This window comes from Bartonella sp. AA86SXKL (assembly GCF_042196885.1).
This window is the reverse complement of record NZ_JBHIRE010000220.1, coordinates 1-315: the sequence shown is the minus strand read 5'-3', so window position 1 is coordinate 315 and position 315 is coordinate 1. Positions and strand designations below refer to the sequence as shown.

Below are 315 nucleotides of genomic sequence, written 5' to 3'. Positions count from 1 at the left end.
AAAATGGTAAAGTAAATCGCCAAAAACTTTCTGAAATTTTGATCAACGATAATGAAAAATTACAAACTTTAGAAAAAATAATACATCCTTTGGTTCAAGAAAAAGAAAAAAAATTCATTGATACAGCGCGTCAACAGGGAGAAAAATTAGTTGTTCTTGATATTCCACTTCTTCTTGAAACGAAAGGTGAAAAACGTGTAGATAGTGTGGTTGTTGTTTCTGCTCCATTGGCAATACAAAAAGAGCGTGCGATGATTCGCCAAAATATGAGTGAAAAAAAATTTGCTTTTATCAATGGGAGGCAAATGTCTGATG

Annotated in this window: 1 protein-coding gene; it reads left to right on the top strand. The window is 32.4% G+C overall.

Annotation, left to right across the window (positions count from 1 at the left end):
* A partial coding sequence (gene coaE, locus ACFIO5_RS11080) for a dephospho-CoA kinase (protein ID WP_375705432.1) occupies positions 1–315 on the top strand: 315 nt, incomplete at both ends.